The organism is Ramlibacter sp. (assembly GCF_035627355.1).
In the GTDB taxonomy this organism is placed as follows: Bacteria; Pseudomonadota; Gammaproteobacteria; order Burkholderiales; family Burkholderiaceae_C; genus Ramlibacter.
The window spans coordinates 1-21,202 of record NZ_DASPLW010000064.1 but is presented as its reverse complement, the minus strand read 5'-3'; the positions used below and the strand labels follow the sequence as shown (position 1 = coordinate 21,202).

Sequence of the window (21,202 nt, the reverse complement as noted above, 5' to 3'; positions counted from 1 at the left end):
GGCGCCAGACGATAATACGTCTTCCGAGGGCATTAATCGAGCGCGCCGCACCTCCGGCGCGCCCTCCAGCAGCATGGGCAAAGGCTATCGACTCACCGCCGCCACCGGCATCCACAAGGGTGACCGCGAATACCAGCAGGACCAGGTCGCCCTGATCGCGCATCCGCGGGCCAGTGGCTGCGTGCTCGCGGTCGTGGCCGACGGCATGGGCGGCCGCAGCGGGGGCCGCAAGGCGTCCGACCAGGTGATGCTCACGGCCAAGCAGCTGTTCGAGCGCTATTCGCCCGACCACGACGACGCCGGCAGCCTGCTCAAGCAGGTGGTGCAGGAGGCTCACCTGGTGATCAAGCTGACGGCCATCTCGTCCGAGCAGGAGCCGCACAGCACCATCGCCGCCTACCTGATCAACCCGGCCGGCGACTGCCACTGGGTGCATGCCGGCGACTCGCGCATCTACCACTTCCACGGCAGCAAGCTGGTCAAGCGCACGCTCGACCACTCCTACGTGCAGACCCTGGTCGACGCCGGCCAGCTGACCGAGGAAGAGGCCAACGTGCACCCGCAGTCCAACATCCTGATGGGCTGCCTGGGCGCGGAGGAGGATCCCCCTGCCACCCTGCATTTCGTGCCCCAGCTGCGGCCCGGCGACGTGCTGATGGCCTGCAGCGACGGCGTGTGGCACTACTTCAGCCCGGACGAACTGGGCTCCGTGCTGTCCTCGCTGACGCCGCGCGAAGCCAGCGAATTCCTGATCGAGAAGGCCCGCTCGCGCGGCCACGGTGGCGGCGACAACCTGTCGCTGGTCATCGTCAAGCTCGAGCCCCTGGAAGGCTGAGTTCAGGGCGGCAGCGGCAGCGACCTGGCCGGCGGGCCTTCCTGCGCAGCGCGCTGCTGCACCTTGGCCTTGTGCTCCTGCGCTTCGTTCACGCGCTCGCGGTGGCGGCGCAGGTTCTCTTCCGTGTCCGGCTGCTGCCTTTCCTCGGGCCCCCGCGCGGCCTGCTCGGCCCGTTTCCGCGCCTGCTCCTGGTTGCGCTGTGCATCGGCGGCCTTGGAGGCTGCGCGCTGCTGGCGTTCGCGCTCGTCCGCCTGGGCCTTGGCCCGGGCCTCATCCCGCTCGCGCGCCCGGGCGTCGCGCCGCTCGTCCAGTTCGCGGATGCGCTCGGCGGCATTGCGCTTGCGCCGTGCGTCGTCCAGGGTGAGTTCCTGGCGGCGCAGCTCGGCCAACGCGTCGCGCCGGCGCCCGTTCGCCTCGTCCAGGCAATCGTTGACCGCGAACTTCCGGTAGCAGGCCCGCTGCGCCTGCTCGAATTCCGCCTCGATGCGCCCGCGCTCGGTGGCGATGCGCGCCCGCTCGGCTTCCTCGTCCGGCGACTGGGCGCCGGCCGGCAGCGCGAACCAGAAGGCCAGCAGCAGGCAGGACTTGTTCATGTCAGGCGGGTGTCCACCGTGCGCCGCTCCAGGGCCAGGAACTCGGCCGACTGCATCTCGTTCAGGCGCGAGACGGTGCGCGGGAATTCGTGGGCCAGCGGTCCCTCGGTGTAGAGCTGCTCGGGCGGCACGGCGGCGGACAGGATCAGTTTCACCCGGCGATCGTAGAGCACGTCGACCAGCCAGGTGAAACGGCGTGCTTCCGAGGCCATGTTGACCGGCATGGCCGGCACGTCGGACAGCAGCACGGTGTGGAACTGGCTGGCGATCTCCAGGTAGTCGTTCTGCGAACGCGGGCCGCCGCACAGGGTGCGGAAATCGAACCAGACGACGCCGCCGGCCTTGCGGCGTGCGCGGATCTGGCGCTGCTCGATGTGCAGGACCGGGTCCTCGTCGTGCACCTCGGCCAGCTCGCCGAAAGCGCGGTCCATCTCGGCATCGGCCTGCGGCCCGAGCGGCGTGTGGTACAGCTTGATGTGCTCCAGCGTGCGCCGCCGGTAGTCGGTGCCGTTGTCGACGTTGATCACCTCCAACCTTTCGTTGAGCAGCGCGATCGCGGGCAGGATGCGGTCGCGGTGCAGGCCGTTGGGATACAGGTCGTCGGGGCGGAAGTTGGACGTGGTGACGAAGCCCACGCCGTTGTCGAACAGCGCCTGCAGCAGCCGGTGCAGGATCATCGCGTCCGTAATGTCGGCGACGTGGAACTCGTCGAAGCAGATCAGCCGGAAGCGCTTCGCGATGCGCTCGCCCAGTTCATCGAGCGGGTTGACCGTGCCCTGCAGTTCGGCGAGCTCGCGATGCACCTCGCGCATGAACTCGTGGAAGTGCAGCCGGGTCTTGCGCCGGAGCGGCACCGAGCCGTAGAAGCAGTCCATCAGGAAGCTCTTGCCGCGCCCCACCCCGCCGTACATGTAGACCCCACGCGGGATCGCGGGACGGTTGATCAGCTTCTTGAAGGCGTTGGAGCGCTTCTCCTTGTACTGGGCCCACTCCGCCGCGCAGCGGTCCAGGGCCTCCACGGCCCGCAACTGGGCCGGGTCGCTCCGGTAGCCGCGCGCCTTCAGTTCGGCTTCGTAGGCCTGGCGAACGGACATCGGCCGCTGATCAGAAGTTCAGCGTCCGTTTGTCGACGGCCAGCGCCGCTTCCTTGGTCGCCTCGGACAGCGACGGGTGGGCGTGGCAGATGCGAGCGATGTCCTCGCTGGAGGCGCGGAACTCCATCGCCACCACCGCTTCGGAAATCAGCTCGCTGGCCATGGGGCCCACGATGTGCACGCCCAGGATCTCGTCGGTCTTGGCATCGGCCAGGAACTTCACCATGCCGGTGGTATCGCCCAGCGCCCGCGCGCGGCCGTTGGCCATGAAGGGGAAGGTGCCGGCCTTGTAGGCGACGCCGTCGGCCTTGAGCTGCTGCTCGGTGCGGCCCACCCACGCGATCTCGGGGCTGGTGTAGATCACCCACGGGATGGTGTTGAAGTTCACGTGCCCGTGCTGGCCGGCGATGCGCTCGGCCACCGCCACGCCTTCTTCCTCCGCCTTGTGCGCCAGCATCGGGCCGCGCACCACGTCGCCGACCGCCCAGACGTTGGGCAGGCTGGTGCGGCATTCGTCGTCGACCACGATGGCGCCGCGCTCGTCCAGCTTCAGGCCGACCGCTTCGGCGTTGAGGCCGGTCGTGTTCGGCACCCGGCCGATGGAGACGATCAGCTTGTCGACCGCCAGGGTGCGCGCCTCGCCCTTGGCGTCGGTGTAGGCCACGGAAACACCCTTGTCCCCCAGGTTCTTCACTTCGCCGACCTTGACGCCCAGCTCGATCTTCAGGCCCTGCTTGTCGAAGGCCTTCCTGGCCTCCTTGGCGATCTGCTCGTCGACCGCACCGAGGAACGTCGGCAGCGCTTCGAGCACGGTGACTTCGGCGCCCACGCGACGCCACACCGAGCCCATCTCCAGCCCGATCACGCCGGAGCCGATGAGGGCCAGCTTCTTCGGCACGGCCGGGATCCGCAGCGCGCCGTCATTGGACAGGATGTTGGTTTCGTCGAAGTCCACGCCGGGCAGGGCGCGCGGATTGGAGCCCGTGGCGAGGATCACGTGCTTGCCGGTGATCGTCTCCTCGCTCGCGCCCGCGACCTTGATCTCGTAGCCGTCGGCGCCGCCCTTCACGAACGAGCCGCGGCCGTGGAAGAAGCTGACCTTGTTCTTCTTGAACAGGTACAGGATGCCGTCGTTGTTCTGTTTCACCACGGCGTCCTTGCGGGCAATCATCTTGCCGATGTCGATCGACAGGCCGCTCACCGAGATGCCGTGGTCCGCGAAATGCTTGCCGGCGTGCTCGAAGTTCTCGGACGACTGCAGCAGCGCCTTGGAGGGGATGCAGCCGACGTTGGTGCAGGTGCCGCCGGGGGCCGGCTTGCCGTCCTTGTTCTTCCACTCGTCGATGCAGGCGGTGTTGAAGCCCAGTTGCGCTGCACGGATGGCGGCGATGTAGCCGCCGGGGCCGCCGCCGATCACGACGACGTCGAATTGCTTGTTGGCCATGGGAAAGTCTCTTTCGGGCGCAGGCCCGCCTCAAAGGACGAGGCCCCGTCAGGGGCCTCGTTTCCGGTTAGATGTCGAACAGCAGCCGCGCCGGATCCTCCAGCGCTTCCTTCATCGCCACCAGGCCGAGCACCGCCTCGCGGCCGTCGATGATGCGGTGGTCGTAGCTCATGGCCAGGTAGTTCATGGGCCGGATCACGATCTGCCCGTTCTCCACCACGGCGCGGTCCTTGGTGGCGTGCACGCCCAGGATGGCCGACTGCGGCGGGTTGATGATGGGCGTCGACAGCATGGAGCCGAACACGCCCCCGTTGGAGATGGAGAAGGTGCCGCCGGTGAGCTCCTCCAGCCCCAGCTTGCCGTCGCGCGCCTTGGCGCCGAACTCGGCGATCTTCTTCTCGATCTCGGCGAAGGACATCTGGTCGGCGTTGCGCAGGATGGGCACCACCAGCCCGCGCGGCGAGCCCACCGCGATGCCGATGTCGAAGTAGCCGTGGTAGACGATGTCGTTGCCGTCCACGCTGGCGTTGATCACCGGGTACTTCTTCAGCGCATGCACCGCGGCCTTCACGAAGAAGGACATGAAGCCGATCTTGACGCCGTGCTCCTTCTCGAACTTCTCCTGGAAGCGCTTGCGCATCTCCATCACCGGGGCCATGTTGACCTCGTTGAAGGTGGTCAGGATGGCGTTGGTGGACTGCGACTGCAGCAGGCGCTCGGCGACGCGGGCACGCAAGCGGCTCATGGGCACGCGCTGCTCGGGACGCTCGCCCAGTTCGGGCGCGCCCGCCGGCGCGGCCACCTGCGGCAAGGCCTGCGCAGCGGGGCGAGCGGCCGGCACCGGCGGTGCGACGGCGGCCTTGGCACCGCCGCCGGCCACGGCCGACAGCACGTCGCCCTTGGTCACGCGGCCGTCGCGGCCGGTACCGGCCACCGAACCGGGCGCCAGCTGGTTGTCGGCCATCAGCTTGGCGGCCGCCGGCATGGCGATGCCGGACTTGGCGCCACCGGCAGCAGCGGGAGCCGCCGCGGGCTGCGCAGCAGGAGCCGATGCAGGCGCCGCCGCGGCGGCAGCCGGTGCTGCCGCGCCGGCGCGGGCCTCGGTATCGATCTTCGCGATCACCTGTTCCGCGACCACCGTGCCGCCATCGGCCACCACCACCTCGGCCAGCACGCCCGCGCTGGGCGCCGGCACCTCGAGCACCACCTTGTCGGTCTCGATCTCGATCAGGATCTCGTCCTGGGCCACGGCCTCGCCGGCCTTCTTCTTCCACTGCAGCAGGGTGGCCTCGGCCACCGACTCGGAGAGCTGCGGCACCTTGACTTCAACGATTGCCATTTGTTTTCCTGGGAGTTCTTGTCAGTGTCTGGAGTCATTCCCGCGTGGGCGGGAATCCAGGGCATCCGGCTTCGACGGGCTGCGGAAAAGCACTGGATCCCCGCATGGGCGGGGATGTCCGTGGGACTTGCCTACTTCGTCAGCACGAAGCCCTTGAGCTTGGCGAAGGCGCCGTCCACCAGCGCCTTCTGCTGCTCCTGGTGCAGGTGCGCGTAGCCCACCGCCGGCGAAGCCGAGGCGGCCCGGCCGGAGTAACCCAGCTTCTGGCCTTCCTGCATGTTCTCGTGGATGTTGTGCTGGATGAAGAACCAGGCGCCCTGGTTCTGCGGCTCGTCCTGGCACCACACGATGTCGGTGGCGTTGGGGTACTTCCTCAGCTCGGTGGCGAAGGCCTTGTGCGGGAACGGATACAGCTGCTCCACCCGCAGGATGGCGACGTCGTCGGCACCCTTCTCCTCGCGCTTCTTGGCCAGGTCGTAGTAGACCTTGCCCGAGCAGACGATGATCCGCTTGACCTTGTCGGCCTTGAGCTCCTTGTGTTCGGGGATCACGGTCTGGAAGCCGCCCTTGGTGAACTCCGACAGCGGCGAGGTCGCGTCCTTGTTCCGCAGCAGCGACTTGGGCGTCATGATCACCAGCGGCTTGCGCAGCGGGCGCACCATCTGCCGGCGCAGCAGGTGGAATATCTGGCTGGCCGTGGTGGGCTGGCAGACCTGCATGTTGGTATCGGCCGACAGCTGCATGAAGCGCTCCAGGCGCGCCGAGCTGTGCTCCGGGCCCTGCCCTTCGTAGCCGTGCGGCAGCATCAGGGTGATGCCGTTGACCCGGCCCCACTTCACCTCGCCGGAGGCGATGAACTGGTCGATGACGACCTGGGCGCCGTTGGCGAAGTCGCCGAACTGGGCTTCCCAGATCACCAGCGTGTTCGGGTCGTTCGACGCATAGCCGTACTCGAAGCCGAGCACCGCCTCTTCCGACAGGATGGAGTCGATCACCACGAACGGAGCCTGGTTCTCGGCCACGTTCTGCAGCGGCACGTAGGTGCCGGTGTCCCACTTCTCGCGGTTCTGGTCGTGCAGCACCGCGTGGCGGTGGGTGAAGGTCCCGCGGCCGCAATCCTCGCCCGACAGGCGAATCGGGTAGCCGCTGGCCACCAGCGAGGCGAAAGCCATGTGCTCGCCCATGCCCCAGTCGACGTTGACCTCGCCGCGGCCCATGGCGGCGCGGTCCTCCAGCACCTTGCGCACCAGCGGGTGCACGGTGAAGTTGTCCGGCACCGTGGTGATGCGCTCGGCCAGCCGCTTCCACTCGGCGGTGGGGATGGCCGTGTCGGCGGCGTCGGTCCACTTCTTGCCCAGGTAGGGGCTCCAGTCGACTGCGTACTTGCTCTTGAAGTTGGTCAGCACCGGGTCGACCGTGTGCTTGCCGGCGTCCATGGCGGCGCGGTAGGCCTTGACCATGTCGTCGCCCAGCGTGTCGCCCAGGCCCTGGGTCGCCAGCTTGTCGGCATACAGCTTGCGCGTGCCGGGGTGGGCCGCGATCTTCTTGTACATCAGCGGCTGGGTCAGCGAGGGGGTGTCCTGCTCGTTGTGGCCCAGCTTGCGGAAGCAGACGATGTCGACCACCACGTCGGTGCCGAACTCCATGCGGTACTCCAGCGCCAGCTGGGTCGCCAGCACCACCGCCTCGGGGTCGTCGCCGTTCACGTGCAGCACCGGCGCCTCGATCATCTTCACCACGTCGGTGCAGTACAGCGTGGATCGGGTGTCGCGCGGGTCGGAGGTGGTGAAGCCGATCTGGTTGTTGATGACGATATGGACCGTGCCGCCGGTGAAGTAGCCGCGGGTCTCGGCCAGCGCCAGCGTCTCCTGCACCACGCCCTGGCCGGCGATGGCGGCATCGCCGTGCACCAGCACCGGCAGCACCTGCTTGCCCTTGGGATCGGCGCGGCGGTCCATGCGGGCGCGTACCGAGCCCTCGACCACCGGGTTGACGATCTCCAGGTGCGAGGGGTTGAAGGCCAGCGACAGGTGCACCGGGCCGCCGGGCGTGGTCACGTCGGACGAGAAGCCCTGGTGGTACTTCACGTCGCCGGCCGGCAGGTCTTCCTTGGCCGTGTGCTCGAACTCGGCGAACAGGTCGGCCGGCATCTTGCCCAGCGTGTTGACCAGCACGTTCAGGCGGCCGCGGTGGGCCATTCCGATCACGATCTCCTGCACGCCCTTCTCGCCGGCGCGCTGGATCAGCTCGTCCATCGAGGCAATGAAGCTTTCGCCGCCTTCCAGCGAGAAGCGCTTCTGGCCCACGTACTTGGTGTGCAGGAAGCGCTCCAGGCCCTCGGCCGCCGTCAGCCGCTCGAGGATGTGTTTCTTCTTCTCGGGCCCGAAGTTCGGGTTGGTGCGGATCGACTCGAGCTTTTGCTGCCACCAGCGCTTGCGGGTCTGGTCGCTGATGTACATGTACTCGGCGCCGATGGTGCCGCAGTACGTCTCTCGCAGCGCGTTGATCAGCTCGCGCAGCGACATGCTCTCCTTGCCGAAGAAGGTGTTGCTGGTGTTGAACACCGCTTCCTGGTCGGCATCGGTGAAGCCGTAGAAGGACGGCTCCAGCTCGGGGATGTTCTCGCGCTCGGCGCGCTTGAGCGGGTCGAGGTCGGCCCAGCGGCTGCCCACGTTGCGATAGGCGGCGATCAGCTGCTGGACGGCCGTACGCTTGCGGGCCAGCTCGGGATCGGCGCCACCGGCCACCACCACGCGGGTGCCGCCCTGCTTGGCGCGCTGGGCGAAGGCGTTGATGACGGGCATGTGCGGCACGTCGCGCGCTTCGCTGCCGTCGGCCGCGGGTACGTGCTGCAGGGCGTCGAAGTACTCGCGCCAGTTGTCGGGAACGCTGCCGGGGTTGGCCAGGTAGTTCTCGTACATCTCCTCCACGTAGGGCGCGTTGCCGCCGAACAGGTAGGAGTTGCCGCGATAGGCCGTATAGACGGAGCTCGGATCGCTCATCTCGCTGACTTTCTGCCCCCCTTCAGGGAGCTTCAGTTGGTTGAAGAAACCTTCCGCGACACGGCTGGACCGGATGGCGGATGCGAACTGTGGCTGGAAGGATGCCTTGGTTGCTCCCGCGATTGTGCCACCTTCGCGCCGCCGTCGCAGGCGAACGGGTTCAGCGCGCGACCAGGTCCCTGACCTGCTGCAGGGCCGAAGGGTCCTCGATGGTGGTCAGGTCGCCCGGGTCGCGGCCTTCGCACACGGCCTGGATGGCCCGGCGCAGCAGCTTGCCGCTGCGGGTCTTGGGCAGCAGGCTGACGAAGCGCACTCGCGCAGGCCGCGCGACGGCGCCGAGCTGCTGGTCGACGACCTTCATGATGTCGCCTTCCAGCCGCAGCGCCGCGTCCGCATCGGACAGTGCCGCCGCATCCTTGGGCACCGCGAAGGCCATCGCCACCTGCCCCTTCATGGGATCGGCGACGCCCACCACCGCCACCTCGGCCACCCCCGGGTGGCTGGAGATGCTCTCCTCGATCTCGCGCGTGCCGAGCCGGTGGCCGGCCACGTTGATCACGTCGTCGGTGCGTCCGAGGATGTAGAAGTAGCCGTCCTCGTCGCGGATGCCCCAGTCGAAGGTGCTGTAGACCTGCTTGCCGGGGATGGTCTGCCAGTAGGTGCGCACGAAGCGCTCGTCGTCGCGCCAGACGGTCTGCATGAAGCCGGGAGGGGTCGGGCCTTCGATCACCACCACCCCCTTCTGGTCGGGGCCGGTGAGTTCCGCCCCGGTCGATTCGTGCAGGATCTTGACCTTGTAGCCGTACATCGGCACGCCGGGGCTGCCGAACTTGCTGGGCTTGTGCTCCACGCCGTTGGCGATGGTGAGGATCGGCCAGCCGCTCTCGGTCTGCCAGTAGTTGTCGATGATGGGGATCCCCAGCGCGTCAGAGATCCAGCGCGCGGTCGGCTCGTCCAGCGGCTCGCCGGCCAGGTACAGCGCCCGCAGGCTGGAAATGTCGTACTTCTTCAGGTAGGCCGGGTCCTGCTTCTTCAGCACGCGCACGGCGGTGGGCGCGCTGAACATGCCCGTCACCTTGTATTTCTCGACCAGGCTCCACCAGATGCCGGCGTCGGGCCGGATCGGCAGGCCGTCGTAGAGGATGGTGGCCATGCCCGCGATCAGCGGGCCGTAGACGATGTAGCTGTGGCCGACGACCCAGCCGATGTCGCTGGTCGAGAAGTAGGTCTCGCCCGCGCGGCCCTGGAAGATGTGCTGCATGCTGGCCGCCAGTGCCACCGCATAGCCGCCGACATCGCGCTGCACGCCCTTGGGATTGCCCGTGGTGCCGCTGGTGTAGATGGTGTAGCTGATGTCGGTGGACTGCAGCCATTCGCAGGGCACCTGCTCGTCCATGTGCTGCTCGCGCAGCACCGACCAGTCGTGGTCGCGCCCGGCCACCCGCTCCATCGGTGCCAGGCCGCGGTCGGCCAGCAGCACCGAGTCGGGCTTGTGCGAGGACAGGCGGATGGCCTCGTCCAGCAGCGGCTTGTAGGCGATGACCTTGCCGCCGCGGGAGCCGGCGTCGGCACTGACGATCACGCGCGGCGCCGCGTCCTCGATGCGCGTTGCCAGCGACACCGAGGCGAAGCCGCCGAACACCACGGAGTGGATCGCGCCGATGCGGGCACAGGCCAGCATGGCGAAGACCGCTTCCGGGATCATGGGCATGTAGATCAGCACCCGGTCGCCCTTGCGGACGCCCAGGCCGCGCAGCATGGCGGCGGCGCGCTGCACCTCGGCATGCAGCTCGGTGAAATTGAAGACGCGCTCGGTCCCGGTTTCGGTCGAGACGTGGATCAGCGCGGGCTGGTTGGGTCGGTCCTTCAGGTGCCGGTCGACGGCGTTGTGGCACAGGTTGGTGGTGCCACCGACGAACCAGCGCGTGAACGGGGCGCGGCTGTCGTCGCAGATCTTCTGCGGCGGCGTCTGCCAATCGATCAGGCGAGCCTGCTCGGCCCAGAACGATTCCGGCTCCTCGACGGATCGGCGATAGAACTCGGCGTAGCCCATGTGCGTCTCCTCTTGCTGTTGTGCCGGGCTATTGTGGCCCCCGGCCCTGCCCCAGGCTGGCGCTGCGCCGCTCGCCCCCTACTTGACGAGGGCCAAGGCCTCCCGGAAGCGCGGGTGCTCGCAACTGCGCAGCCATTCGAATACGACCATTTCGGTGGTGACCAGTTCGCAGCCGGCGCCAGCCAGCCGGTCGAAGGCGGCGTCGCGGTTGCGCTCGGTGCGCGAGCTGCAGGCGTCGGTGACCACCCAGACCTCGAACTCGTCGTCCAGCAGTTCCAGCGCGGTCTGCAGCAGGCATACATGGGCTTCGCAGCCGGCCAGCACGATGCTGTTGCGGGTGGCTTCGGGCGCGGCCGGCTTCTGCAGGTGCCTGGGCAGGCTGCGGGCATTGCCCTGGGCACTGCGCGCCGGCGGCCGCAGGCGCGGCGCCAGGACCTGCGCTGCAGCGAAGGACATCTTGGCCAGCACCTTGTCCAGCAGCGGGGGCAAGGCGGGGTCCAACGGTCCCAGTCCGGCCGGGTTCTGTTCGGTGCCCCAGCTGGGCACCTCCAGCAGGCGGGCCGCCTTGGCCAGCCGCAACGCATTGGCGAGCGCCGCGGGGCCCTCATGGATCGCGGGCATCAGCCGCTGCTGGTAGTCGACCAGCACGAGTTGGGATTCTTCGGCGTCCAGCAGCATGGGCGATCGTCGGGTGGTTGCCCCGATTATCCCCATGCGGCCGCCGCCGGCGGTCGCTCAGCGGGCTGGCAGGGGCAGCGGAATGGTCGGGGGCATGTCGGCCCCCGCGAGCGGGACCGGCGCACGATGCCGGGCGGGCGCCCGTTCGGCCGGCATCGGGATCGGGTGCGAATGCCGTTCGCGTTCGCGCCGCAGGTAGCGGCGGCGCAGCGCCTCGTGCTCGCGCGCAGCGGCCAGCTTCCGGCTGAGCAGCCGGTGCAGGGCCGCGAGTTCGTCGGCATCCTCGCCGATCTCGCCGAGCAGGACCTCGGGCACCAGCACGATCTCGCTGTCGCCCGCCTCGTATTCGATGCGCGAGGGCGACCCCAGGACCTGCTGCAAGGCCTGCACGGCGCGCTCGCGGGCCGTGCCGGGCAGCAGGACGGCGAACTCCGCCGGTCCGGTGCGCGCCGCCAAGCCCCGGTCGCCGGCGATCTCGGCCAGCTTGGCCGACAGTCGCAGGATCAGGGTGCGCGCGATCCGGTTGCCGTAGATCTCGCGGACCTCCAGCAGGTCGCTGCAATCCAGCACCACCAGCGAGGCGGTCCGGGGGGTTCGCGAGGCCAGCAGTTCTTCGCCATAGGCCAGCAGCCCCGGCAGGGTACACAGCCGCGTCGCCAGGTCGATGCAATGGGCTTCCAGACGCGCATCGACGCGACGCATCCAGGCGCCGGCGAGCGCCGCCACCGGCACCAGCGCCACCAGGGGCAGCATGTCCGGTGCCGCCCCCGTGGCGCCCGTGCCGAGCAGCCCGGCGAAGATCCACTGCGTGCTGGCCAGTGCGCCCAGGCCGAGCAACCAGGAGGGCGGCAGCAGCAAGGCATAGCCGACCAGGACGAGGATCAGCCAGAGCTGCCAGAGCGCATCCGCGGCGGCGACACTGCCCTCCCCCAGCAGCGGCAACAGGACGGCGCCGGCGGCAATGGCCAGGGCACGCAGGGCGAATTCGCTCTGGCGGCGTGCCGGCCGCGCCAGGGCCCAGGCAGCCGCCAGCACCGGCACAAGGGCGACGACGCCAGCCGAAGCCAGGTCGGCCTGCATGAGCACCGCCACCGCGGTCAGGCACAGCGAAATCGCACCGAGGATCCAGGGCTCCAGCCGGCGGCTGCTGCGCGACACCCAGCCCCTGGGCAGGGCAGTTGCGTGCCCCTGACCGTTCTCCTGCGGCCCGGGAAAGGTCTGGGGCGATCCGGTGCTGGGTGCTTCGTTCACTTGGGCGGATGCGCTGCCAGCGGGGCGGCGCATGTCGTTACTTCAGTTGACCGAATGAAACCACGGATGAGCGGCGTATCTTTAAGCGCCTTCGGGGAGGGGATTAAGGAATTTGCTTAAAGCGCAGCCCATCCGCGCACGACCCCGCGGGTACACTTTTCCGGCTCCCTAGGGTGCTCATCCATGTCTGCGCTTCCGTCCGCCACCGACTCGCCTGCCGTGAGGCTGCTCTGCGTGGAGGACAACCCCGACGACGTCGAGCTGATGGGCATCGCCCTGCACCGGGCCGAGCCGGGCCGGCGCTACCAGCTGGACCGGGTGGACGACGCCACCAGCTTCGGCGAGGCGCTCGAGGACGACTACGACGCGATCCTCTGCGACTTCAACATGCCGCGCTTTTCGCCCTACGCGGCCTTGCAGATCCTGATGGCGCGCCAGCTCGCCACGCCGCTGATCGTGGTGACGCGGGCGATCGGCGAGGAGGCGGCGGTACACGTGCTGCGCTGCGGCGCCAAGGACTACGTCACCAAGGACAAGCTGGGCACGCTGCCGCAGATCATCGACCGGGTCATGTCCGAGCGGCGGCGCGCGGCCGAGCAGGAGCGGATGGCCCGCGAGCTGGAGGCCGCCTACCGCCGGCTGAAGAAGCTGTCGACCCGCCTCGTGGTGGCGCAGGAGCGGGAACGCAGCCTGATCTCGCGCGAACTGCATGACCAGCTCGGCCAGACCCTGACCGGCATGGTGATCCACCTGCACGCGGCCCAGCGGTCCCCCGATCCGCAGGCCACCCGCCGGCACACCGGCACGGCCATGGAGATGGCGCAGGCCGCGGTCGAGCAGGTCAAGACCCTGTCCTTCCTGCTGCGCCCGGCGCAGCTCGACCTGCTCGGCCTGGTACCTGCGGTGCAGACGGCCGTGCAGCGCATCGCCGAGCCGGCCGGGCTGGCCTTCCATGTGTCCACGCGCGGCCCCGAGCCCCGGCCGCCGGGAGAAAACGCCTCGGTCGTGATCCGGCTGGTGCAGGAAGCGCTGGTCAATACCGTCCGCCACGCCCGTGCCGAAAGCGTGCGGGTGCGGATCCGCTTCCTGCCGGACGGCCGCATCGGCTTGCTGGTCCTGGACGACGGCGCCGGCTTCGACAAGCACGCCGTGCTGGACGGGCAGCCCAGCGAGCGCAACGTGGGGCTCTACGGAATGATCGAACGCACGGAAGTGGTCGGCGGGCGGCTGCACATCCGCACCCGGCCAGGCGCCGGGGTCGCGATCCGCGCCGTGCTCTGAACAGGAACATGAAAGACGACAAGCCGGCCGCCAAGGCCATCCGCGTGGTCCTCGCCGACGACCACGACCTGGTCCGCTCGGGCATCAAGGCCCTCCTGTCCATGGTCGAAGGCGTCGAGGTGGTCGCCGAGGCGCGCGACGGGCGCGAACTGGTCGCCCTCGTCGAGTCGATCGAGCCCGACGTGGTGATGACCGACATCTCCATGCCCGGCATGGACGGCATTGCCGCCATCGCCGAGATCCACGCCAGGTATCCGGGCGTGCGCCTGCTGGTGCTGTCGATGTACGACACGGTCGATTTCGTCAAGCGCGCCGTCGCCAGCGGCGCCTGCGGCTACCTGATGAAGGACGCGCCTCCGTTCGAACTGGAGCAGTCCATCCGCAGCGTGATGGCCACCGGCACCTACTTCAGCCCGGTGATCGCGCAGCGGCTGCTGCAGCCCTCGGAGCCGAGCGCCAGCGACGAGTTGACGGAACGCCAGCTCGAGATCCTCAAGCTGATCGCGCAGGGCAAGGCTTCCAAGGAGATCGCCTTCGAGTTGGGACTGTCGTCCAAGACCGTGGACGTGCACCGCGCCCGCATCATGGAGCGGCTGCGTCTCAACGACATCGCCAGCCTGACCCGCTACGCCGTGCGCAAGGGCCTGGTCAAGGCCTGAGCCTGGGATCAGGGCTGCAGGCGCAGCAACTGGCCGTTCGAACTGTCGGTCAGCAGGTACAGCAGGCCGTCCGGCCCCTGGCGCACGTCGCGCACCCGGCCCACGTCCGGCAACAGGCGCTGCTCGCCGACCACCTTGCCACCGTCCAGCCGCACCCGGTCGAGGTAGCCGAACTTCAGCGAACCGATGAACAGGTTGCCCTTCCACTCGGGCCCGTAGCGGTCGCTGCTCAGGAAGGTCATTCCCGACGGTGCGATCGAGGGTACCCAGTAGTGCAGCGGCTGCTCCATTCCGGGCTTGGACGTGATGCCCTCGCCGATCTTCCCGCCGCCGTAGTTCACGCCCCAGGTGATGACGGGCCAGCCGTAGTTGTGCCCGGCCTCGGGCACGTTGATCTCGTCGCCGCCCTGGGCGCCGTGCTCGTGCATCCAGAAGCGGCCGTCGGGGGCCAGGGTCGCGCCCTGCGAGTTGCGGTGGCCGTAGCTCCAGATCTCCGGCAGCGCGCCGGCGCGGTCGAGGAAGGGATTGCCGGCGGCCGGCGAGCCGTCCTTGTTGACCCGGATCACCTTGCCGATGTGGTTGTCCAGGCGCTGCGCGTCCTGCATGCGCGAAAAGCGGTCCCCCATGGTCAGGAACAGCGTGCCGTCGCGGGCCTCGACGATGCGGCAACCGAAGTGCATGCGGCTGTCCACCTTGGGCTTCTGCCTGAAGATCACCTGCACCTGCTCGAGGCGGCTGCGGTCGGGTGCCAGGCGCGCCTTGGCCAGCGCGGTCGAATTGCCGCCAGGACCGGGCTCGGAGAAACAGAAGTACAGGGCGCGGTTGGACGCGAAGCCGGAATCGAGCACCAGGTCCAGCAGGCCGCCCTGCCCGCCGGCGGCCACCGCCGGCACGCCGGCCACGGGCGGGCCCACGCGGCCATCCGGCTCCACGACGCGCAGCCGGCCGGGCCGTTCGGTGACCAGGAAGCGGCCCTCGTCGAGGAAGGCTACGGCCCAGGGATGGTCCAGCCCGGACGCGACCGCCTGCGCCTTGGGCTGCGCCTGCGCGGTGATGGCGAAGGCGGCGAACAGGCCGGCGCCAAGGGCAAGGCGCCACCGGCCCGGGACAGCATCGAATGTCGTCATCCAGAATCTCCATCGGCCCTTGCGGGCGCTGCAGCCGGCCACTCTGGCCTGAAAGTGAACAGGCAAAATCCCAACCACATCAAAGGCTTACATCGAAAACCTCGCTTGACTTCTTGTATCACGGTGCTTACGCTGCGCGCCATGTCGAGGTGGCTCTGCATTGTCCCGGTCCTGGCCCTTGCCGTGGCCACCGCCCAAGCCGCCCCGACCGCGGCCGAGGACGACCTGCAACGCTTCATGGCCGAGAAGGGCGTGCTCAACCGGCTGGACGACGTGCGCGAACGCATCACCGACGCCACCTCGGAACTGGTGGTCACGGCCATGGGCTTCCTGGGCGTGCCCTACCGGCGGGGCGGGAACAGTGCCGAAACCGGCTTCGACTGCAGCGGCTTCGTCAAGGCGATGTACGAACAGACCGTCGGGCTGGTGCTGCCGCGCAAGGCCGACGAGCAGGCGGCCGCCACCCAGGTCATCGACAAGCAGGACCTGCGCCCCGGCGACCTGGTGTTCTTCAACACCATGCGCCGCGCCTTCAGCCACGTGGGCATCTACGTCGGTGACGGCAAGTTCATCCACTCGCCCCGGCCCGGCGCCGAGGTGCGGGTGGAGAGCATGGGCGGCAGCTACTGGCAGCGCCGCTTCGACGGCGCCCGCCGCGTGCTGGTGTCGCAGCCGTCCGTTCCGGCCGAACAGCCCTGAGGCGGCCGCCGCGCGCTACTTGCGCTGCGGCGGGACGTCCGTGCAGGTGCCTTCGGCGATCTCGGCGGCCATGCCGATGCTCTCGCCCAGCGTCGGGTGCGGGTGGATGGTCTTGCCGATGTCCACCATGTCCGCCCCCATCTCGATGGCGAGGGCGACCTCCCCGATCATGTCGCCGGCATGGGTGCCGACGATGCCGCCGCCCAGGATGCGGTGTGACTTCGCATCGAACAGCAGCTTGGTGAATCCCTCGTCGCGCGCGTTGGCGATGGCACGGCCGGATGCCGTCCAGGGGAAGTGGCCCTTGGTGATCGCGATGCCCTGCGCCTTGGCCTGGTCCTCGGTCAGGCCGACCCAGGCCACTTCGGGGTCGGTGTAGGCCACGCTCGGGATGACGCGGGCTTCGAACGCGCTCTTCTCGCCGGCGGCCGCCTCGGCCGCCACATGGCCCTCGTGCACCGCCTTGTGCGCCAGCATGGGCTGGCCCACGACGTCCCCGATCGCGAAGATGTGCGGCACGTTGGTGCGCATCTGGATGTCGACCGGGATGAAGCCCCGCTCGTCGACCCGGATGCCGGCCTGCTCGGCGCCGATGCGGCGGCCGTTGGGGCTGCGGCCGACGGCCTGCAGCACGAGGTCGTAGAGCTGCGGTTCGGCGGGCGCCTGCTCGCCTTCGAAGCGCACCAGGATGCCGTCCTTCGTCGCCTCCGCGCCCACGGTCTTGGTCTTGAGCATGACCTTGTCGAACCGGGGCGCATTCATCTTCTGCCAGACGCGCACCAGGTCGCGGTCGGCGCCCTGCATCAAGCCGTCCAGCATCTCCACCACGTCGAGGCGGGCGCCGAGCGTGGAATACACCGTGCCCATCTCCAGGCCGATGATCCCGCCACCCAGGACCAGCATGCGGCGCGGGATGTTCGGCAGTTCCAGCGCGCCGGTGGAATCGACGATGCGCGGGTCCCGTGGCAGGAACGGCAGCCGCACCGCCTGCGAGCCGGCCGCGATGATCGCGTTGCGGAAGCGCAGCGACTGCTTCTTGCCCGTGGGTTCCTGGGCGGTTCCGGCGGTCTCGGCCACTTCCAGTTCGTGTGGACCGGTGAACTGGCCGGCGCCGCGCACGACCGTGACCTTGCGCATCCTGGCCATCGCAGCCAGGCCGCCGGTGAGCTTGCCGACGACCTTGGCCTTGTGGGCGCGCAGCTTGTCCAGGTCCACCGCGGGCTTGCCGTAGCTGACGCCGAGCGCCTCGAAGTGGCTTACCTCATCCATCACGGCCGCGACGTGCAGCAACGCCTTGGACGGAATGCAGCCCACGTTGAGGCAGACGCCGCCCAGCGTGGCGTAGCGCTCGACCAGGATGACCTTGAGGCCGAGGTCGGCCGCGCGGAAGGCGGCCGAATAGCCGCCGGGCCCGCCACCCAGCACCAGCACGTCGCAATCGAATTCGCCGCCGCCGGCACTCGCCTGGCTGGCGGGCCGAGGGGCGGCAGGCGCCGTCGCCGGCGCGGGAGTCGAGGCCGGCGCGGGCGCCGGCGGCGTGGCAGGCGCCCGCGCCGCCTCGCTGGACTCCAGCACCAGCAGCACCGAGCCCTCCGACACCTTGTCCCCCAGCTGGACCCGGAGCTCCTTCACCACGCCGGCATGGCTGGAAGGAATCTCCATCGAGGCCTTGTCGCTCTCGACCGTGACGAGCGACTGCTCCACCTTCACCGCATCGCCCGGCTGCACCAGCAGCTCGATCACGGCCACGTCCTTGAAGTCCCCGATGTCGGGGACCTTCACCTCCACCCGGCTCATTTGGCTTCCTTGGTCTTGAGCGTGAACAGGTCGAAGGGCAGCGCCGAGTTGCGGTCGAACTCGCAGCCCGCGGTGATGCCCGCCTCGGCCACTTCGCGCGCCGTCTTGGCCTTGTGGTAGATCGAGTGCATGGCGCCCAGCGCGAAGCTGCGGCCCGAGCCGATGCCCCAGAACTCCTTGAATTCGAACACCTCGCGGTAGCTGTACAGGCCGTAGATGCCGCTGGCGTTGGCGATCACCACGCTGAACTGGCTGGACTCGTAGGGATCGCTGTCTTCCTCCTTGGTCTGCAGGAAGAAGTTGTCCTTCAGGTACGGGTGCAGCTTGGTGAAGGTGTCGAACACCTCGTCCTTGCTGCCCAACTGCAGGATCTCGCGCGGCATGGAGCCGATCGCCTTGCGCAGCACCGGGAAGTGGGCCACCGTGCCCGCCATGCCGATGAAGCTGGGACCCGACTCGGTCTCGACGCGGAAGATCTTGGTGTTGTCCTCGTAGCGCTTCGACAGCATGGTGTCGCCGAAGGTCACCAGGGTATCGGCGGCGATGGCGATCTGGCCGGCCTTCTTCACTACTACGACAGTCGTCATAAGGGAATGTCTTTGTTGCTCTTCTTCTCAGAGAAGGACACGGCGGAAGTCCGCCAGGATCGTGCCCAGGAACGCGTTGAAGCGGGCGGCCGCGGCGCCGTCGACCACGCGGTGGTCCCATGACAGCGACAGCGGCAGCACCAGCCGCGGCTGGAACTGCTTGCCGTCCCACACGGGCTCCGTGCGGCTGCGGCACACCCCGAGGATAGCGACTTCCGGCGCGTTGATGATGGGCGTGAAGTAGCGCCCGCCGATGCCGCCCAGCGAGGAGATCGTGAAGGTTGCGCCGCTCATCTCGGCCGGCGACAGCTTGCCGTCGCGCGCCTTCTTCGCCAGCTCGGACAGCTCGGTGCTGATCTGCAGGATGCCCTTGCGGTCGGCATCCTTGATCACCGGCACCACCAGCCCGTTGGGCGTGTCGGCCGCGAACCCGATGTGCCAGTAGTTCTTGAGCACGATCTGCTCGCCGTCCAGCGAGCTGTTGAATTCGGGGAACTGCTTGAGCGCCGCCACGCAGGCCTTGATGAGGAAGGCGAGCATGGTCACCTTCACGCCGCTCTTCTCGTTTTCCTTGTTGAGCTGCACCCGGAAGGCTTCCAGCTCGGTGATGTCGGCATCGTCGTGGTTGGTGACGTGCGGGATCATCACCCAGTTGCGGTGCAGGTTGGGCCCGGCGATCTTCTTGATGCGCGACAGGTCCTTGCGCTCCACCGGGCCGAACTTCTCGAAGTCCACCTTGGGCCAGGGCAACAGGCCCAGGGCCGCGCCACCGGCACCAGCACCGCCCTTGCCGGCGGCGGCCTGCGTACTGGCGTCGCCCCGCATGACGGCCTTGGTGAAGGCCTGCACGTCCTCCAGCAGGATGCGGCCCTTGGGGCCGGACCCCTGCACTTCCTCCAGCGGCACGCCCAGTTCACGGGCGAACTTGCGCACGGACGGCGATGCATGGGGCAGCTTGCCCGTGGGGGCCGCGGGTTCGTGCGGCGGGAGCGCGGCCGTGGGCAGGATGCGTTCCCTGCGCGCAGGCTCGCCCGGGCGCGCCGTGTCCGGCGCCGGAGCTGCCATGGGTGCGGGGGCCGCAGGCGCACCGGCGCCCGCCGCCGGAGCAGCGGGCTGCGGCGCCGGGCTTGCGGCGGCCGCGCCTTCCAGCACCGCGATCAGGTCGCCGATGTTCACCTTGTCGCCCAGCGCGACCTTCAGTTCCTTCACGACACCCGCCGCCGACGACGGAATCTCCATCGACGCCTTGTCGCTTTCGACCGTGATCAGCGACTGCTCGACCTGGACGGCGTCCCCCGGCTTGACCAGCAGTTCGATGACGGCGACGTCCTTGAAATCGCCGATGTCGGGGACGCGGACTTCGATAGGGCCCGTTCCGCCCGCGGGGGCTGCCGCAGCGGTTGCGGGTGGCGGCGCGCTGGCAACGGGTGCGGGCGCCGGAGCGGCACCGGAATCACCGCCTTTTGCCGCGCTGGGGGCGGGTGGCTGCGCCTGGCCGGAAGCCTCCGTCTCGAGCACGAGCAGCACGCTGCCCTCGGACACCTTGTCCCCCAGCTTGACCTTGAGCTCCTTGACCACCCCGCCGTGCGAGGACGGGATCTCCATCGAAGCCTTGTCCGACTCGACGGTGACCAGCGACTGCTCCGGCTTGATGGTGTCCCCGGGCTGGACCAGCACTTCGATGACCGCAAGGTCCTTGAAGTCCCCGACGTCCGGAACCTTGACTTCGACCGATGCCATGGGCCTGTTCTCCTGATTGTTCTTGTGAGCCGCCGGCGAGCCGATCAGGCGTACAGCGGGTTGATCTTGTCGGCCTGGATGCCGTACTTCTTGATGGCCTCGGCCACCTTCGCGGCCGGCACCTTGCCCTCCTCGCCCAGGCCCTTGAGCGCGGCCACCACGATGTAGTGGCGGTTGATCTCGAAGTGCTCGCGCAGCCGGCTGCGGAAGTCGCTGCGGCCGAAGCCGTCGGTGCCCAGCACCTTGTAGCTCTGGCCCTTGGGAATGAACCCGCGGATCTGCTCCACGTAGGCCTTGATGTAGTCGGTCGACGCGACCACCGGCCCGGCATGCGGCTGCAGCTGCTGCGTGACGAACGGCACCCTCGGCTTCTCGGCCGGATGCAGCAGGTTCCAGCGCTCACAGTCCTGCCCTTCGCGCGCCAGCTCGTTGAAGCTGGGGCAGCTCCACACGTTGGCGCGCACGCCCCAGTCCTTCTCCAGCAGTTCCTGGGCGGCGATGGACTCGCGCAGGATGGAGCCGGAGCCGAGCAGGTTGACCAGCGGCGCCTTGTCCTTGCCCGTGGCCGGCCGCAACAGGTACATGCCCTTGATGATCTGTTCCTCGGTGCCGGGCTGCAGGCCGGGCATCGCGTAGTTCTCGTTGAGCAGGGTGATGTAGTAGAAGACGTTGTCCTGCCGCTCCACCATGCCCTTGAGGCCGTGGTGCAGGATCACACCGACCTCGTGCGCGAAGCTCGGGTCGTAGCTCACGCAGTTGGGGATGGTCTGGGCCAGGATGTGGCTGTGGCCGTCCTCGTGCTGCAGGCCCTAGCCGTTGAGGGTGGTGCGCCCGGAGGTGCCGCCCAGCAGGAAGCCGCGCGCCTGCATGTCGCCGGCGGCCCAGGCCAGGTCGCCCACCCGCTGCAGGCCGAACATCGAGTAGTAGATGTAGAACGGCACCATGATGCGGTTGTTCGTCGAGTACGACGTGGCCGCGGCGATCCAGCTGGCCATGCCGCCCGCCTCGTTGATGCCTTCCTGC

15 protein-coding genes and 2 pseudogenes are annotated in these 21,202 nt (G+C 68.7%); 4 read left to right on the top strand and 13 right to left on the bottom strand.

Annotated features, from left to right (window positions below; genetic code table 11):
• Window positions 1-73 precede the first annotated feature (73 nt).
• Window positions 74-835 carry a PP2C family protein-serine/threonine phosphatase gene (locus VEC03_RS15385; RefSeq protein ID WP_324916904.1) on the top strand — a complete coding sequence of 254 codons (762 nt, stop codon included), beginning with the start codon at window positions 74-76 and terminating at the stop codon, window positions 833-835.
• Window positions 836-837: 2 nt separating this feature from the next.
• Here VEC03_RS15385 and VEC03_RS15380 read toward each other — a convergent pair whose 3' ends face one another.
• From VEC03_RS15380 to VEC03_RS15345, 8 genes and pseudogenes are all read right to left on the bottom strand, one after another.
• Window positions 838-1,428, bottom strand: coding sequence for a hypothetical protein (locus VEC03_RS15380; RefSeq protein ID WP_324916902.1), 591 nt, complete (start codon window positions 1,426-1,428; stop codon window positions 838-840).
• Window positions 1,425-2,522, bottom strand: coding sequence for a cell division protein ZapE (gene zapE / locus VEC03_RS15375; RefSeq protein ID WP_324916900.1), 1,098 nt, complete (start codon window positions 2,520-2,522; stop codon window positions 1,425-1,427). Before zapE ends, VEC03_RS15380 begins: the two co-directional genes overlap by 4 nt.
• A 10-nt stretch (window positions 2,523-2,532) precedes the next feature.
• Window positions 2,533-3,966, bottom strand: coding sequence for a dihydrolipoyl dehydrogenase (lpdA, locus tag VEC03_RS15370; RefSeq protein ID WP_324916897.1), 1,434 nt, complete (start codon window positions 3,964-3,966; stop codon window positions 2,533-2,535).
• Window positions 3,967-4,033: 67 nt separating this feature from the next.
• Window positions 4,034-5,305 carry a 2-oxoglutarate dehydrogenase complex dihydrolipoyllysine-residue succinyltransferase gene (gene odhB, locus VEC03_RS15365; protein ID WP_324916894.1) on the bottom strand — a complete coding sequence of 424 codons (1,272 nt, stop codon included), beginning with the start codon at window positions 5,303-5,305 and terminating at the stop codon, window positions 4,034-4,036.
• Between the two features lie 131 nt (window positions 5,306-5,436).
• Window positions 5,437-8,307 (bottom strand): 2-oxoglutarate dehydrogenase E1 component, encoded by a 2,871-nt coding sequence (locus VEC03_RS15360; RefSeq protein WP_324916891.1) that lies wholly within the window; start codon window positions 8,305-8,307, stop codon window positions 5,437-5,439.
• A 160-nt stretch (window positions 8,308-8,467) separates the two neighbouring features.
• Window positions 8,468-10,369 (bottom strand): annotated as a pseudogene (locus VEC03_RS15355) (propionate--CoA ligase); the annotation flags it as partial.
• Between the two features lie 69 nt (window positions 10,370-10,438).
• Window positions 10,439-11,038: an isochorismatase family protein gene (locus VEC03_RS15350; protein ID WP_324916888.1), complete on the bottom strand. Its 600-nt coding sequence runs from the start codon at window positions 11,036-11,038 to the stop codon at window positions 10,439-10,441.
• Window positions 11,039-11,095: 57 nt separating this feature from the next.
• Window positions 11,096-12,289 carry a GGDEF domain-containing protein gene (locus VEC03_RS15345; protein WP_324916885.1) on the bottom strand — a complete coding sequence of 398 codons (1,194 nt, stop codon included), beginning with the start codon at window positions 12,287-12,289 and terminating at the stop codon, window positions 11,096-11,098.
• Between the two features lie 219 nt (window positions 12,290-12,508).
• On the opposite strand from VEC03_RS15345, the gene VEC03_RS15340 reads away from it, so the two are divergent.
• Both VEC03_RS15340 and VEC03_RS15335 read left to right on the top strand, forming a co-directional pair.
• Window positions 12,509-13,570, top strand: a complete 1,062-nt coding sequence (locus tag VEC03_RS15340; protein ID WP_324916882.1) for a histidine kinase — start codon at window positions 12,509-12,511, stop codon at window positions 13,568-13,570.
• A gap of 8 nt (window positions 13,571-13,578) precedes the next feature.
• Window positions 13,579-14,229, top strand: coding sequence for a response regulator transcription factor (locus tag VEC03_RS15335; protein WP_324916879.1), 651 nt, complete (start codon window positions 13,579-13,581; stop codon window positions 14,227-14,229).
• An 8-nt stretch (window positions 14,230-14,237) separates the two neighbouring features.
• Here the strand turns inward: VEC03_RS15335 and VEC03_RS15330 are convergent, their stop codons facing one another.
• Window positions 14,238-15,356 (bottom strand): PQQ-dependent sugar dehydrogenase, encoded by a 1,119-nt coding sequence (locus VEC03_RS15330; RefSeq protein WP_324916876.1) that lies wholly within the window; start codon window positions 15,354-15,356, stop codon window positions 14,238-14,240.
• A gap of 141 nt (window positions 15,357-15,497) precedes the next feature.
• On the opposite strand from VEC03_RS15330, the gene VEC03_RS15325 reads away from it, so the two are divergent.
• Window positions 15,498-16,055: a C40 family peptidase gene (locus tag VEC03_RS15325; RefSeq protein WP_324916873.1), complete on the top strand. Its 558-nt coding sequence runs from the start codon at window positions 15,498-15,500 to the stop codon at window positions 16,053-16,055.
• Between the two features lie 15 nt (window positions 16,056-16,070).
• Here the strand turns inward: VEC03_RS15325 and lpdA (VEC03_RS15320) are convergent, their stop codons facing one another.
• The 4 genes and pseudogenes from lpdA (VEC03_RS15320) to VEC03_RS15305 all read right to left on the bottom strand — a co-directional run.
• Window positions 16,071-17,852 (bottom strand): dihydrolipoyl dehydrogenase, encoded by a 1,782-nt coding sequence (gene lpdA / locus VEC03_RS15320; RefSeq protein ID WP_324916870.1) that lies wholly within the window; start codon window positions 17,850-17,852, stop codon window positions 16,071-16,073.
• Complete coding sequence (locus tag VEC03_RS15315; RefSeq protein WP_324916867.1) at window positions 17,849-18,439, bottom strand: MFS transporter; 591 nt, start codon at window positions 18,437-18,439, stop codon at window positions 17,849-17,851. The genes lpdA (VEC03_RS15320) and VEC03_RS15315 overlap by 4 nt, the downstream gene beginning before the upstream one ends.
• A gap of 27 nt (window positions 18,440-18,466) precedes the next feature.
• Complete coding sequence (gene aceF / locus VEC03_RS15310) at window positions 18,467-20,179, bottom strand: dihydrolipoyllysine-residue acetyltransferase (protein ID WP_324916864.1); 1,713 nt, start codon at window positions 20,177-20,179, stop codon at window positions 18,467-18,469.
• Window positions 20,180-20,223: 44 nt separating this feature from the next.
• A pseudogene (locus VEC03_RS15305) lies at window positions 20,224-21,202 on the bottom strand (transketolase-like TK C-terminal-containing protein); the annotation flags it as partial.

Excerpts from the sequence above, each read along its gene's own strand:
- VEC03_RS15385 (WP_324916904.1), top strand. The coding sequence starts at position 74 with ATGGGCAAAGGCTATCGACTCACCGCCGCCACCGGCATCCACAAGGGT.
- VEC03_RS15380 (WP_324916902.1), bottom strand. The coding sequence starts at position 1,428 with ATGAACAAGTCCTGCCTGCTGCTGGCCTTCTGGTTCGCGCTGCCGGCC.
- zapE (WP_324916900.1), bottom strand. The coding sequence starts at position 2,522 with ATGTCCGTTCGCCAGGCCTACGAAGCCGAACTGAAGGCGCGCGGCTAC.
- lpdA (WP_324916897.1), bottom strand. The coding sequence starts at position 3,966 with ATGGCCAACAAGCAATTCGACGTCGTCGTGATCGGCGGCGGCCCCGGC.
- odhB (WP_324916894.1), bottom strand. The coding sequence starts at position 5,305 with ATGGCAATCGTTGAAGTCAAGGTGCCGCAGCTCTCCGAGTCGGTGGCC.
- VEC03_RS15360 (WP_324916891.1), bottom strand. The coding sequence starts at position 8,307 with ATGAGCGATCCGAGCTCCGTCTATACGGCCTATCGCGGCAACTCCTAC.
- VEC03_RS15350 (WP_324916888.1), bottom strand. The coding sequence starts at position 11,038 with ATGCTGCTGGACGCCGAAGAATCCCAACTCGTGCTGGTCGACTACCAG.
- VEC03_RS15335 (WP_324916879.1), top strand. The coding sequence starts at position 13,579 with ATGAAAGACGACAAGCCGGCCGCCAAGGCCATCCGCGTGGTCCTCGCC.
- VEC03_RS15330 (WP_324916876.1), bottom strand. The coding sequence starts at position 15,356 with ATGACGACATTCGATGCTGTCCCGGGCCGGTGGCGCCTTGCCCTTGGC.
- VEC03_RS15325 (WP_324916873.1), top strand. The coding sequence starts at position 15,498 with ATGTCGAGGTGGCTCTGCATTGTCCCGGTCCTGGCCCTTGCCGTGGCC.
- lpdA (WP_324916870.1), bottom strand. The coding sequence starts at position 17,852 with ATGAGCCGGGTGGAGGTGAAGGTCCCCGACATCGGGGACTTCAAGGAC.
- VEC03_RS15315 (WP_324916867.1), bottom strand. The coding sequence starts at position 18,439 with ATGACGACTGTCGTAGTAGTGAAGAAGGCCGGCCAGATCGCCATCGCC.
- aceF (WP_324916864.1), bottom strand. The coding sequence starts at position 20,179 with ATGGCATCGGTCGAAGTCAAGGTTCCGGACGTCGGGGACTTCAAGGAC.